The organism is Mangrovimonas sp. sgz306409 (assembly GCF_059735265.1).
Map to the genome: position 1 here is coordinate 87,023 of NZ_JCAPEU010000006.1, position 15,343 is coordinate 102,365.

The following is a 15,343-nucleotide window of genomic DNA, read 5'->3' on the forward strand; positions in this document are numbered from 1 at the left end:
GAAATATAATTAGTTCTTACTAATTAATCCTACAACTAAAAATTAGGGCTTATGAAAACAAATACACATAGACTTATGTATAGAAATTCCCTAGTTCTATTAATAGTACTTATTCAAAGCTTTGCAATTGCACAGGTAAGGCCCCAAAGAAGGACTATCAATAGAATTAGTTTGGATACTCCCCTAACAACATTCAGTACCTCTAGTACTACTTTGGACGATGCCAGTAGAGCCTTGGACGGATGTAATGCTAACGACTTTACCCTAACCAATTTCTACCTTGCCGATGCAAGTGGAAACCCATTAGACAACGACTGTATTCCAGGGACGCCTCAAACAGCATATATATATGCGTATTTTGATGCAAACACAAATGCTGATAGATACAGCTTATTTATGAACTTTGATGTTGTTATTAACGGCGTAACCTCCTCAACGGTAACGCAATGTTTATACGATTCTACCCCTATTCCAGTGGAACAAAACCTTCCGGTATATGAATTAACTTGGAATTGTGGTGACCAAGTAGAATTGGTTAACTTTTATATGGCATGGCAGTCCAATGCCAACCAAGCTTGTGGTGAAAACCCTTCAAAATGTTATTCTAATCCTCCTGGATTTATTGTAAATGCGCCACTGATCACCAACTTTACTTATACTCAAAATTGTGATGCTTATACAGTTGCATTTACAAATATTACCACCGGTGGAAATCTACAAGGTGGTTATACTTATTCTTGGAATTTTGGAGATGGGAGTACTTCTACAGAAGCCAATCCATCACACACATATGGAGGCCCAGGGAACTATACTGTTACTTTAACAGTTTTTGATATTGATGGAGATTCCGACGTTCATACAGATACTGTAACTGTATCACCACTACTTACAGGATTGACCCTAAGTGCTACTAACATTGAATGTACTGGTGGAAACACAGGAACCATCACTCCTTCTGGAGTTTCAGGTGGAACTGCTCCTTATACTTATAGTATTAGCCCTCAAGAGGGAAGTTTCCAATCTGGAATGTTCGTTAATTTACCTTCGGGCACCTATACGGTTACTGTTACCGATGCTAATTCATGTTCTATTAGTGAGGACATTACAATTTCGGTTGACGATAATACACCTCCTGTAACCAACGCTCCTTCAGATGTACAAGTTGAAGGTTGTGTTGCTGCAGATGTTACCAATGACAACTTAACATCATTGGCTTATAGTGAAACACCTCAAACTATTTCTCAGTTAATTTTCTTGGCAGAAGGAGGAACTTTCACGGAAAATAATGTAAATGAAATCACTTATCAAGACAGTGCTTCTGGTACTTGTCCTGTGGTGGTTACTAGAACTTTTACTATCACAGATGATTGTGGGCTTTCTAGTTCTGATACGCAAACAATAACGATTGAAGATACCACAGATCCAATAATTGGAACTGCTGCTGCCGATGCCACTGCTGAATGTGGTAGTGATACTACAACAGCCTTGAATACTTGGTTAGATGCCAACGGTGGTGCTGTAGCTACAGATAATTGTTCTACGATTACTTGGAGTAATGATTACGGTACTTTAAGTGATGACTGTGGAAACACAGGGTCTGTAACAGTTACTTTTACAGCCGCTGATACTTGTGGAAATTCAACTTCAACTGCTGCTACGTTCACTATTGAAGACACCACTCCTCCTAGCATTGACACTGCGGCTGCAAACCTTACCGTGGAATGTGATGGAAGTGGAAACACTATAGATTTATCAACTTGGTTAAGCTCTTTTGGTGGTGCTGCAGCCTCTGATACTTGTGGTGACGTTACTTGGACTAACGATTATTCTTCCTTAAGTGATGATTGTGGAGCTACAGGTTCTGCTACAGTAATTTTTACTGCTACAGATGATTGTGGAAACATAGCAACAACTTCTGCGACCTTTACTATTGAGGACACAACAGATCCTACAATTGATACAGCTGCTGCAGACCTTACCGTTGAATGTGACGGTTCTGGAAATACTGCTGAATTGAACAACTGGTTGAGTACTGCTGGTGGCGCTGCATCTTCAGATACTTGTGGTAGCGTTACTTGGAGTAACGATTTTACTGCTCTTAGCGATGATTGTGGAGCTACTGGTTCTGCTACAGTAACTTTTACAGCTACCGATGATTGTGGTAACACTTCCACCACATCGGCAACCTTTACTATTGAAGATACTACAAATCCAATAATGAGTACTGTAGCCGCAGATCAAACCGTACAATGTAACGGTGCTGGGAATACAGACGAACTAGAAGCTTGGTTGGATACACATGCCGGAGCTATGGCTTCAGATAATTGCTCTAACATTACTTGGACCGACAACTTCACAGGATTATCAAATGGTTGTGGAGAAACAGGATTGGCTCTGGTAACATTTACTGCAACTGACGAATGTGGAAATTCAACTAGCACTACAGCCCTGTTTACGATATTGGACTTGATAGCACCTACTATTGATACTCCTGCTTCTGATTTTACAGTTGAATGCGATGGAACTGGAAACCTTGCCGAATACACAGCTTGGTTAGATTCTAATGGAGGTGCATCTGCTTCTGATTCTTGTGGAACTGTGTCTTGGTCTTATGAAGAAGGCGCTTTAAGTGATGACTGTGGCCTAACTGGAACACGAACAGTAACCTTTACTGCGGAAGATGGTTGTGGTAATTCTGTAACTACAAGTGCTTCCTTTACTATTGAAGACACAACGGATCCAACATTTACGGTTCCTGCCTCAGTGACTTTGGAATGTGATCAAGATCCAACGGACCTTGTTTTAACAGGAGACGTAACAGATGAAACCGACGGATGTTCTACTGATATTGAAGCTACCTATACAGATGCAACTGCTCAAGGAGCATGTGCCAATGAGTCTATCATTACACGTACTTGGACATTGACCGATGACTGTGGAAATACAACTACGCAAGTTCAAACCATCTCAATTCAGGATACGACTGCGCCTACATTTACTGTACCTGCTGCTGTAACCATTGAATGTGATCAAAATGAAAACGACTTGGTATTGACAGGCGATGTTACCGATGAAGCTGACAACTGTTCTACTGATTTGGAAGCTACTTTTGCCGATGCCACTGCTCAGGGAGCTTGTGCCAATGAGACTATAATCACGCGTACTTGGACTTTGACCGATGACTGTGGAAACACTACAACTCAAGACCAAACCATCACCATCCAGGATACTACGGCACCTACATTTACTGTGCCAGCTAGTGTAACCCTTGAATGTGACCAAGATGCTACAGATTTGACATTGACTGGTGATGTAACTGATGAAGCAGATAACTGTTCTGCTGATTTGGAAGCTACTTATACGGATGCCACAACTGAAGGTGAATGTGCCAATGAGTCTACAATCACTCGTACCTGGACATTGGTTGATGCTTGTGGCAACACAACAACACAAACGCAAACAATCTCTATCCAAGATACTACTGCGCCAGTTATTGAAACCACTCCTTCTGACATCGTTGCTGAGTGTGACGGTTCTGGAAACAACGGAGCTATCGAAAACTGGTTAGCTGACAATGGTGGAGCAACTGCTTCGGACAATTGTGGTGAGGTAACTTGGACAAACGATTACGATGGAGCGAACTCCGATTGTTCGGCACCAGTGACTGTAACCTTTACGGCAACTGACGCATGTGGAAATGCTGTATCTACCTCTGCTTCCTATGCAATTCAGGATACTACGGCTCCAGTTATTACTGAAGCTTCTGATGTAACTGTGGAGTGTGACGGTAGCGATATTGCTGCTGCGATCCAGGACTGGTTGGATACTTTTGGAGGTGCAACTGCTACCGACGATTGTTCTGCAATTGCATGGTCGAACAATTATAATGGCTTAAGCGATAGTTGTGGAACTACTGGTTCTGCCGAAGTGATCTTTACAGCAACTGACGGATGTGGAAACTCTAGCTCGACAACGGCCACTTTCACAGTTCAAGATACAACTGCTCCTACGTTTACTGTACCTGCTTCAGTTTCTTTGGAATGTGATCAAGATCCAACAGACTTGGCTTTAACAGGAGACGTAACAGATGAAAACGACGAATGTTCAGCTGAATTGGAAGCTACATATACAGATGCAACTGCCCAAGGTGCATGTGCCAATGAGGCTATCATTACACGTACTTGGACTTTGACCGATGACTGTGGAAATACCACTACTCAAGTTCAAACCATCACCATTGAAGATACCACGGCACCTACATTTACTGTACCTGCTGCCGTAACCATTGAATGTGATCAAGATGAAAACGACTTGGTATTGACAGGCGATGTTACCGATGAAGCGGACAACTGTTCTACTGGTTTACAAGCTACCTTCGCCGATGTTACTGCTCAAGGAGCTTGTGCTAATGAAACTATCATCACACGTACTTGGACTTTAACGGATGAGTGTGGAAACACTGCTACAGAAGTTCAGACAATCACCATTCAAGATACTACTGCGCCTACATTTACTGTACCAGCTGGTGTAACCCTTGAATGTGATCAAGATACTACAGATTTGGCATTGACTGGTGATGTAACCGATGAAGCAGACAACTGTTCTGCTGATTTGGAAGCTACTTATACGGATGCCACAACTGAAGGTGAATGTGCAAACGAGTCTACAATCACTCGTACTTGGACTTTGGTTGATGCTTGTGGAAACACTACAACGCAAATTCAAACAATCTCTATCCAAGATACTACTGCGCCAGTTATTGAAACGACTCCTTCTAATATCGTTGCCGAGTGTGACGGTTCTGGAAACAACGGAGCTATCGAAAACTGGTTAGCCAACAATGGTGGAGCAACTGCTTCAGACAATTGTGGTGAGGTAACTTGGACCAACGATTACGATGGAGCAAACTCTGATTGTTCTGCTCCAGTGACTGTAACCTTTACGGCAACTGACGAATGTGGAAACGCTGTATCCACATCTGCTTCCTATGCAATTCAAGATACTACTGCTCCAGTTATTACTGAAGCTACTGATGTAACTGTGGAATGTGACGGTAGCGATATTGCTGCTGCGATCCAGGACTGGTTGGATACTGTTGGAGGTGCAACTGCTACCGACGATTGTTCTGCAATTGCATGGTCGAACAATTATAATGGCTTAAGCGATAATTGTGGAACTACTGGTTCTGCCGAAGTAATCTTTACAGCTACTGACGGTTGTGGAAACTCTAGCTCGACTACGGCCACTTTCACAGTTCAAGATACAACTGCTCCAACATTTACGGTTCCTGCCTCAGTGACTTTGGAATGTGATCAAGATCCAACAGACCTTGCTTTAACAGGAGACGTAACAGATGAAACCGACGGATGTTCTACTGATATTGAAGCTAGCTATACAGATGCAACTGCTCAAGGAGCATGTGCCAGTGAGTCTATCATTACTCGTACTTGGACCTTGACCGATGACTGTGGAAATACAACTACACAAGCTCAAACCATCACTATTCAGGATACTACAGCGCCTACATTTACTGTACCTGCTGCCGTAACCATTGAATGTAATCAAGATGAAAACGACTTAGCATTGACAGGAGACGTTACCGATGAAGCAGACAACTGCTCTACTGGTTTACAAGCGACCTTCGTCGATACTACTGCTGAAGGTGAATGTGCAAACGCATCTATCATCACAAGAACCTGGACTTTAACGGATGAGTGTGGAAACACAACTACCCAAGTACAAACCATCAACATTCAAGATACCACTGCGCCTACATTTACAGTTCCTGCAAGTGCAACCCTTGAATGTGATCAAGATGCTACAGATTTGACATTGACTGGTGATGTAACCGATGAAGCGGACAACTGTACTGCCGATTTGGATGCAACTTACACCGATGCTACAACTGAAGGTGAATGTGCAAACGACTCAACAATCACTCGTACTTGGACTTTGACCGACGATTGTGGAAATACAACAACACAAACGCAAACAATCTCTATCCAAGATACTACTGCGCCAAACATAGAAACAGAAGCCACTAGCTTAACTGTGGAATGTGATGGTACAGGAAACCAAACAGATTTCAACGAGTGGTTAGCCTCTAACGGAGGTGCTTCCGCAACTGATAATTGTAGCGAAGTAACTTGGACTAATAACTTTACTGAATTAAGTGCTGCCTGTGGAAATACAGGAGCTGCTACGGTTACCTTTACAGCTACAGATGCTTGTGGAAACACGGCGACTACCACTGCTACATTCAGTATAGAAGATACAATTGCTCCTAACATTACAACTGAAGCTTCAGATATCGTTGCTGAATGTGATGGAAACGGAAATAACGATGCTATCCAAAACTGGTTAGACAGTAATGGTGGTGCTGTTGCTGAAGAACTATGTGGAGAAGTTACTTGGACTAACAATTATAATGGAGCTACCTCAGATTGTTCTGCTCCTGTAAGTGTTGTTTTCACTGCCACTGACAGTTGTGGAAACACAAGCACTACAACGGCTTCATATGCTATTCAAGACTCAACACCTCCAGTAATTTCTGGTGGAGAAAGTTTAACAGTAGAATGTGACGGTACTGGAAACGATGCTGAACTTCAAGCTTGGTTATCTTCCAATGGAGGTGCCACTGCTACCGATGACTGTTCTTCTATTACATGGTCTAATAACTTTGAATCCTTAACAGAGGCTTGTGGTGCTACAGGTACTGCAGAAGTAACCTTTACAGCCATCGACGGATGTGGAAATGAAAGTACAACAACTGTATCCTTTACTATTGTTGACACTACTGCTCCAACATTTACAGTGCCTGCTTCTGTTACTTTGGAATGCGATCAGGAAATTACAGACCTTACTTTAACAGGTGATGTAACCGATGAAGCAGATAACTGCTCTTCTGAATTGGAAGCAACCTTTACTGATGCAACTACTGAAGGTGAATGTGCTAACGCATCTATCACTACTCGTACTTGGACATTGACTGATGACTGTGGAAACACGACTACTCAAGTACAAACCATCACTGTTCAAGATACGACTGCACCTACATTCACTGTACCGGCTTCTGTAACTATTGAATGTGATCAAGATGCTAATGACTTAGTATTGACTGGTGACGTAACTGATGAAGCAGACAACTGTTCTTCTGAATTGGAAGCGACCTTTACCGATGCTACTGCTGAAGGTGAATGTGCCAATGCATCTATCATTACAAGAACTTGGACATTGACTGACGACTGTGGAAATACCACTACTCAAGTTCAAACCATCACAATTCAAGATACTACTGCACCTACATTTACAGTGCCAGCTTCAGTATCTATTGAATGTGATCAAGATGAAAATGACTTGGCATTGACTGGTGAGGTAACTGATGAAGCAGATAACTGTTCTACTGAATTGGAAGCGACCTTTACCGATGCTACTGCTGAAGGTGAATGTGCAAATGCATCCATTATCACACGTACCTGGACTTTGACTGACGACTGTGGAAACACAACGACTCAAGTGCAAACCATCACCGTCCAAGATACTACTGCACCTACATTTACTGTACCTGCTGCCGTAACCATCGAATGTGATCAAGATGAAAATGACTTGGCATTGACAGGAGATGTAACTGATGAAGCTGACAACTGTTCTGCTGAATTGGACGCAACTTATACCGATGCTACTGAGGAAGGTGAATGTGCCAATGCCTCCATCATCACAAGAACTTGGACATTGACTGATGACTGTGGAAACACAACGACTCAGGTACAAAATATCACAATTCAAGATACTACGGCTCCTACATTTACTGTGCCAGCTGCTGTAACTATTGAATGTAATCAAGATGAAAATGACTTGGCATTAACTGGTGATGTAACTGATGAAGCTGACAACTGTTCTGCTGAATTAGATGCAACCTATACTGACGCTACTGCTGAAGGTGAATGTGCCAATGCATCAATCATTACAAGAACCTGGACTTTAACCGATGATTGTGGAAACACAACTACACAAGTACAAACCATCACAATTCAAGATACTACGGCGCCTACATTTACTGTACCAGCTGCCGTAACTATCGAGTGTGATCAAGATGCTAGTGACTTGGCATTGACAGGTGATGTAACTGATGAGGCTGATAACTGCTCTGCTGAATTGGAAGCAACCTTCTCTGATGCAACTGCCGAAGATGAATGTGCCAACGCATCCATCATTACTAGAACTTGGACATTGACTGACGATTGTGGAAATACAACAACGCAAGTTCAAACTATCAATATTCAAGATTCTACGGCACCAACATTTACAGTTCCAGAAAATTTAACTGTAGAGTGCGATATGGATACTAGTGATTTAACATTAACTGGTGATGTAACCGACGAAGCTGACAACTGTTCTTCTGAGTTGGAAGCAACCTTTACCGATGAAGTTACCGAAGGGTCTTGTGTAGGTGAAAGTACCATTGAAAGAACTTGGACTTTAATCGATGACTGTGGAAACACAACAACTCAGGTACAAACAATCAGTGTTGTTGACACTACGGCTCCTGAATTAATTGTTGACTTAGATCCATCCATCGATGTGAATTGTTCTGAAGTTCCTGATGCTCCTGAATTGAGCTTCGAGGATGCTTGTTCAACAGATATTTCAGTTGTCTTCAACGAGTCTATCACTCCGGAAGAAGGATCGGAAAACTATAGTATTACTCGTAACTGGACAGTAAGCGATGATTGTGGCAATGAAGCTACTTACACGCAAATTGTAAACGTGAACGTAGAGAATATCATTTCTGGATCTGACACTACGATTTGTACAGAGGAAGGACCTCTAGACCTATTCAGCCTTTTAAGTGGTGATGTGGATGAAAATGGAACCTGGGAAGTAGTTTCAGGTAATACAACTTTAGATGGAAGTTGGTTCGATACCACTATTGTTACTGAAGAAGACTTAGGAGATTTCATATTCACATATACCATCACAGAAGGTGATTGTCCTAGCGTAACCGAAGTGACAGTAACTGTTCATGACGATTGTGTTGTATTCCCTTGTGGTGAAGAAGATGTTGAGATTTCAAAAGCTATTACACCTAACGGAGATAGTTATAACGAATTTTTCACGGTAACGGGTGTTGAAGAATGTGGATTCACAATTGAGTTACAGGTTTTCAACCGTTGGGGTGCTAAAATTTATGAGAACTTCAACTATCAAAACGATTGGAACGGTGCTTCATCCAGATCATCTGTGGGAGGTGCAAACAAAGTCCCTTCAGGAACATATTACTATATCATTAATTTAAAGAATAGTGGATTAAAACCTTTCTCAGGTCCAATCTACGTAGGAACTAAATAAATTTTGACCTATGAAGTTATTAAAGTTTAACATAATCGCTTTTATACTGTTCAATTGCTGGACGGGTGTTGCACAACAATTGCCTCAGTTTACACAGTATATGTACAACACGATCTCTATTAACCCTGCCTATGCAGGGAGTAGAGAGACGTTAAGCATCGTAGGATTGCATAGGAGCCAATGGGTAGGATTAGAGGGTGCCCCAACCACCCAAACCCTATCTATCCACTCCCCTCTTAGAAATGAGAAAATAGGACTGGGACTCTCTTTTATCAATGATGAATTGGGGTATGAGAACTTCTCTTATCTATATGGAGATTTCTCGTATAGCATCCACACTGGAGAGAACACCAAATTATCCTTTGGAGTAAAAGCTGGTTTCACCCACTATAATATTGATATGGCTTTGTTGAATGACCCTAGTATTGCCCAGGATCCATTCTTCAATGATGTATCCAACAGATGGAGCCCAAACTTTGGTGCGGGAATCCTTTGGCATTCCAACAGATGGTATATTGGACTTTCTGCCCCAAGACTTTTAAACACCGATTATAACAAAGGGACTGTTGGCGGAACTGACTACGTAGCAGTAGAGCGTAACAACTATTACCTTACAGGTGGTTATGTATTCGATCTTGGAGACAACACCAAGTTCAAGCCTGCCATGTTGTTAAAAGCTACCAACGGTGCCCCAATGTCATTCGATTTTACAGCCAACTTCCTATTTTATGAAAAATTATGGTTGGGTGCTGGTTACCGAATCGACGAAAGAGCTGGAGAAATTAGTGGTATTGCCGATTTCCAAATCTCTAAGCAAATCCGAATTGGATATGCCTATGGGTATCCCCTTTCAGACTTGAGACCTTACACAAGTGGAACCCACGAGATTCTACTAATGTTCGAATTATTTAAAACGCAACGTGTTAAATCCCCTAGATACTTCTAAAATAGCCTGTTATGAAATCAAGATTACTTATAATATTACTAGCATTCAGTAGTACTTTTATGGTTGCTCAAAAGCAACAGGTAAGAGTCGCCGATAAGTTCTATAAAAATTACGCTTATACCAAGGCTGAAGAATTTTACAAAGAAGCTGTAAAAAAAGGAGATAGTAGCGCCCATGTATTGACAAGGCTTGGCGATTGTTACTATAACAATTCCAAATCTGCCGAATCTGCAGAGTGGTACGGAGAAGCTTTAAGACTTCACGAAAGTGAATTGGACTCCAAATACATGTACAGATACTCTCAAGCTTTAAGAGGGCAAGGCAATTATGAAGAAGCCATTGTATGGTTGGAGAAATATAAAGCTGCCAACCCTGACGATGATCGTATTGCCAATTTAAATTTTGACGATCTTGCCATTTATGAGCAATTGTCCTCCACTGATGGTATATATGTAAGAACGGAATCACTTCCTATCAATACCAAATATGCAGAGTTTGGAGCCTATAGAAGAGATAGCATTTTATACTTTTCTTCCGCAAGAGATGGAAAGGATAAAATCTATGATTGGAATGGGGAACCTTATTTGGATATCTACGAAGTAGTGATCAATGAACAGGACGGTGCCGAGAACTTTAAAAAAGTGAAAAGCATCAATTCTAAATCAATTAATTCAGAATTCCACGAGGCGAATATTGCTATTACCCAAGATGGCAAAACAATGTACTTTACCAGAGACAATGTCAATAAAAACAACCGTCTAAAAACTGACAAAGAAGGAACTTCTCACCTAAAAATTTATAAAGCGTCCTATAAAGACAGTATTTGGAAAGACATTAAAGAGTTACCTTTTAATGATAAGGTCTACTCTTCAGGGCATCCTGCCTTGAGTCCAGATGATAGAACATTATTCTTTGTATCAGATCGTGAAGGAGGTTATGGAGAAACCGATATTTACAAGGTCGCTATTTTGGGGGATGACAGTTATGGAGAGCCTGTAAACTTAGGGCCATCCATCAATAGTGATGGTAAAGAAATGTTTCCTTATGTAGCCAAAGACAATACCCTTTACTTTTCTTCAGATAGTAATATCAACTTAGGATTCTTGGATATTTTCAAATCGGATATCCTGAATGATTCCAGTGCTGAACTTGAAAATTTAGGAGCACCTTTTAACACAGGGTACGATGATTTTGCTTTCACTATCGATTCTGAAACTGAAAACGGATATTTTTCATCTAACCGTCCAGGTGTTGGAAGTGACGATATCTATTCATTTACTGCCTGTTCACAAATGGTTCGTGGTGTTGTTAAAGACAGCCTTACAAAATTGCCTCTGTCTTTGGCAACTGTAAAACTAATAGATGCTGAAGGTAAAATTTTAGAAGAAAAAATGACCGACTCTACAGGTGTGTATGAGTTCAAATTGAAATGTAAAACGGCTTACACTATTATGGGGGCCAAAGTGGATTACAAAGATGAACTGAAACAAATCCTTTCTGGTACCGATAGTGATGGTGATATGGTTGTCGATATTGAATTGGTACCATTAATCATCGAAAACCAAATTGTTATCAATCCTATTTTCTTTGACTTCGACAAATGGGATATCAGAACAGATGCCCAAGTGGAACTTGAACATATTGTTGACGTAATGCGCACCCACCCTAACATGGTGATTAAAATTGAATCGCATACAGATAGCCGCGGAAGCGACAAGTACAACATGAAGCTATCAGACCGTAGAGCTAAATCTACCCATGAGTATCTGTTATCTCGTGGCATTGCTTCAGAACGTATAGAAAGTGCCATTGGGTATGGAGAAACTCAATTGTTGAACCAATGTTCAAACGGTGTAAAATGTACCGAAGAAGAGCATCAGCTTAACAGAAGATCTTACTTCTACATCCTTTCGGAATAAACTTATAAAACTCCTTAAAATAAAAAGCAGACCAAATGGTCTGCTTTTTATTTTCTACCAATCCAAACTCCTAAGCCATCTATTCCTTTAAATATTGTATTTGCCCTACTCCAATTAAAACAAACTACACCATCTTATATTTTTTCCTCTAGAAAACTCTTAAACAAAAAAGATCGTCATGAGTACATAACGATCTTTTAAGGAATTTAAAGTTAACAGCGGATTTATCTCTTTATAAATATATTGGTATAATACCATTTTCCTTCGCTATTTTGTTCAGCAGAAATATCAAAATCTGTAAAGTCTCCTTCTATATTTTCCCTATGTCCTTCGCTGTTTAACCAAGCATTAACAACACCTTGAGCTGTACTATAGGCATAAGCCACATTTTCTGTAACCTTTGTAGCAGCGGCATTCTGTATCAAGCTTTCTTTTCTTTGAAAGAAATTATTGTGGTTAACAACGTTTTCAGTCACCATATAATCCGTATGGGTGTAGGCAACAGATTTTATGACATCCAAATTGTTCAAAGGATTCAAGCCTTTTTCAATTCTATGGGCATTAATCAATTCCAAGATTTCTATTTCAATGGTTTTGGCTGCTGGGGCATTTTCTAAAGTAATGGTATTGATATCTCCATCAGAAAAGCTGTCGGTGGTGCAGGAAAAAGACAGCAAAGCTAGTAAAGCCAGCAACGGCCATAGAGTTTTGGTAGTCATAAGTAGGCTAAATTTGATTTGGTTTAGTAAAATTACTAGACTATCAGAAACTCACTGTTAAAGAAATGTTAAAATCGATAAAAAACATGCATTTCATCGATTTAATATGTCAATAAACGATAAACAGTGCTTTTAGAGTCAAAAATTAAGCCTTACAGCGATGATAAATGCATTTCATCGGCGCAAGGCTTAAGATTGTTTAAGCTTAAAAAGGAGGTGGTTTATGGAGCCAATCGCTGTTTGATCCAATTATAATCGGCATCCAAAACACAACGAATTCTATCATGCAGTCTATTGGGTCTTCCCTGCCAAAATTCCATCTCCACTGGCTTTACAATATAACCTCCCCAATAATCTGGCCTAGGAATTTCCTTCCCCTCATATTCCAATTCTAGATTCTTCAATTTAGTTTCCAATTCCTCTCGGTCTTTAACAACCTCGCTTTGGTTAGAGACCATCGCTCCTAATTGGCTACCTCTAGGTCTAGATTCAAAATAGCCGTCACTTAAGTTTTCTGCTATCCTTTCCGCTTTACCTTTTATAATAATTTGTCGTTCTGCCCCGTGCCAAAAAAAAGAGAGACATACATTAGGGTTGGCGGCAATTGCCCTCCCCTTTTCACTTAAATAATTGGTATAAAAAATAAAACCTTCGTAGGTAAATTTCTTAAGCAAAACCACCCTACTCTTAGGAAAACCATCCAAACCAATGGTAGATAAAGTCATGGCATTTGCCTCGGCATCCGGAAAAAAACGATCCACTTCATGGAACCATTTTTGGAACAACTCCAACGGATTTTCCGATACATCTTTTAGTAGAAGTTCCCCCTTTTCGTACGATTTTCTGTAACCACTTAAGTCTGTATTCATTAGAATATATTCTGAAATTTTTGGTGAATTTTAATTTTTCAGGTGAAAAAATTCCTATAGTTTTGTCTTCATATTTCGCCTACATGAGATTTGAAGACAGTAAATATTTCCACGAATTTAAACACGTAAAAGTAGAGTTTTCCTTTGGGAATATATACTTTTTCGACAAATTTATCCTTTCAGAAATCAATGAAGGCGTCCATTTTGACTGGGAAAAAATAGAAGAAGTTATTGCTTTTGCAATGGACCACTATGGCCCTAGCTTTAAAATTGCCTATATCTCAAATAGGGTAAATTCCTATTCTTTAGACCCGCATTCCTGGAGTAGATTTCAGGATGAACTAGACCATATTGTAGCTAGTGCCATTGTTTACTATTCCTATATAAATTTTATGAATGCTTCTATTGAAAAGCTATTTTCTCCTTCCAGTATGAAGCGTTGTGAAACCTTGGAAGAAGCCATGGAATGGGTTCAAAATCTAAGGGAATTTCAGCGCATCAATCAAAATTAAAGGTCTTACCATCTTCAGCGAGAAGCACTTTATTAAACACAGTTTGGGCTTCTTCCTTAAATTCATTCAAATTATCGTAGCGTGTAGAGTAATGCCCCAATATTAGGGTTCCAGCATTACATTTTTTGGCAATTGTCGCCGCCTCAATAGCTGTAGAATGTTTTGTTCTGGGGGCCAAATGCCCATGTTTTTCCAAGAATGTAGATTCGTGATACAATACCGTAACATCTTCTATAATTGGCAGCATTTTTTCATTGTAAGCAGTATCACTGCAAAAGGCATAACTCTTTGAAGGCACAGGTGGTTTGGTAACACTACTATTTTTTATAAGGTTTCCTTTGTTATCCAAGATATCGTGACCCAATTTCAACTTTCGGTAATAAGCCACATCAATATCTTCATTAAGCACCGCATTCATATCCAATTTTCGTTCCCCTTCTTTTTCCTTGAATAAAAATCCATTGGTATATACCCTATGATCTAAGGGAATAGTGTATACCTGAACCACATCATCTTCAAAAATCAATTCAGATTCTGTAGAGGTCAATTCATGAAATATTAGTCTATAATTGGTCCAAGAATCTGCCAATTTCATTTGTAAAGTAATGACTTCCTTAATCCCTTTTGGACCATAAATATGCAAGTCAGTTTCCCTTGTCAATAATCGAAACGTAGAAATCAAACCTACCAGACCAAAAAAATGATCTCCATGTAAATGCGAAATAAAAATATGCTTGATTCGGGCAAACTTCACCCTGTTTTTACGCAACTGAACTTGTGTGCCTTCTCCACAGTCTATCAAAAACATATGGTTTCTAATTTCCAAAACCTGAGCTGTTGGATTGGTATTGGCCCTTGGTGTTGCGCTGTAACAACCTAGTATCGTAAGTTTCAAAATATTGCTAAACTTTATGGATTGGACGTTTTGGTACTCTCGAAATTGATTTCTTTCTAGAGAATATTTGATATCTGAAATTTCCGATTTTTTTATGGAAACATCAATTTTTTTAAGGAATAATGATAACCAAAA

The 15,343-nt window shown here is 40.0% G+C and carries 7 protein-coding genes; 4 read left to right on the forward strand and 3 right to left on the reverse strand.

What is annotated here, in order from left to right:
* Window positions 1-51 precede the first annotated feature (51 nt).
* The 3 genes from AC6I5C_RS11510 to AC6I5C_RS11520 are packed head-to-tail and all read left to right on the forward strand — an operon-like array spanning window position 52 to window position 12,213.
* The gene (locus AC6I5C_RS11510) at window positions 52-9,348 is read left to right on the forward strand and encodes an HYR-like domain-containing protein (protein ID WP_497905277.1); all 9,297 of its coding nucleotides are present in this window, start codon (window positions 52-54) and stop codon (window positions 9,346-9,348) included.
* 10 nt (window positions 9,349-9,358) lie between these two features.
* Window positions 9,359-10,294 (forward strand): PorP/SprF family type IX secretion system membrane protein, encoded by a 936-nt coding sequence (locus AC6I5C_RS11515; protein ID WP_497905278.1) that lies wholly within the window; start codon window positions 9,359-9,361, stop codon window positions 10,292-10,294.
* 11 nt (window positions 10,295-10,305) lie between these two features.
* A complete protein-coding gene (locus AC6I5C_RS11520) occupies window positions 10,306-12,213 on the forward strand; it encodes an OmpA family protein (RefSeq protein ID WP_497905279.1) in 1,908 nt (635 codons plus the stop codon).
* A 224-nt stretch (window positions 12,214-12,437) separates the two neighbouring features.
* Here AC6I5C_RS11520 and AC6I5C_RS11525 read toward each other — a convergent pair whose 3' ends face one another.
* Together AC6I5C_RS11525 and pdxH are read right to left on the reverse strand one after the other, a co-directional pair.
* Window positions 12,438-12,932 carry a CAP domain-containing protein gene (locus tag AC6I5C_RS11525; RefSeq protein WP_076663946.1) on the reverse strand — a complete coding sequence of 165 codons (495 nt, stop codon included), beginning with the start codon at window positions 12,930-12,932 and terminating at the stop codon, window positions 12,438-12,440.
* 221 nt (window positions 12,933-13,153) lie between these two features.
* Entirely contained in the window at window positions 13,154-13,801 is a 648-nt protein-coding gene (pdxH, locus tag AC6I5C_RS11530) for a pyridoxamine 5'-phosphate oxidase (RefSeq protein ID WP_497905280.1), read from the reverse strand.
* A gap of 83 nt (window positions 13,802-13,884) precedes the next feature.
* On the opposite strand from pdxH, the gene AC6I5C_RS11535 reads away from it, so the two are divergent.
* A complete protein-coding gene (locus tag AC6I5C_RS11535; protein WP_076664014.1) occupies window positions 13,885-14,313 on the forward strand; it encodes a hypothetical protein in 429 nt (142 codons plus the stop codon).
* Here AC6I5C_RS11535 and AC6I5C_RS11540 read toward each other — a convergent pair.
* Window positions 14,300-15,208 carry a ribonuclease Z gene (locus AC6I5C_RS11540; protein WP_497905281.1) on the reverse strand — a complete coding sequence of 303 codons (909 nt, stop codon included), beginning with the start codon at window positions 15,206-15,208 and terminating at the stop codon, window positions 14,300-14,302. The genes AC6I5C_RS11535 and AC6I5C_RS11540 overlap by 14 nt on opposite strands.
* Between the last annotated feature and the right edge of the window lie 135 nt (window positions 15,209-15,343).